2 protein-coding genes are annotated in these 286 nt (G+C 44.8%); both read left to right on the forward strand.

Going from position 1 to position 286, the window contains the following annotated elements:
* Positions 1–154, forward strand: a 154-nt coding sequence (locus A3757_RS25110) for an RNase H family protein (RefSeq protein ID WP_304439179.1), incomplete at its 5' end; no start/stop codon positions are given.
* A partial coding sequence (locus A3757_RS25115) for an exonuclease domain-containing protein (protein ID WP_255374980.1) occupies positions 151–286 on the forward strand: 136 nt, incomplete at its 3' end. The genes A3757_RS25110 and A3757_RS25115, both read left to right, overlap by 4 nt.

A 286-nucleotide genomic window follows, 5' to 3' on the forward strand; every position in this document is an offset into this window, starting at 1 on the left:
CGCAACACATGAGGTAAAATGGTTTTGGGTGAAAGGTCATAGTGGTGATCCAGGTAATGAAATGGCTGACCAGCTTGCCAATCTCGGAGTTGACTCGGTTATTCGAAAAGACAGTATTGGTAAGGTTCATGTGATTGATGGAGTTGAAGGGTGAGGCAGGTCGTACTTGATACAGAAACCACCGGTATAAATCCTCAGCTTGGCCACAGGATAATCGAGATTGGTTGTGTCGAACTGATTGACCGTAAGCTGACAGGAAATCACTACCATGTGTATATCAATCCAG

It is taken from the genome of Oleiphilus sp. HI0117, from assembly GCF_001635235.1.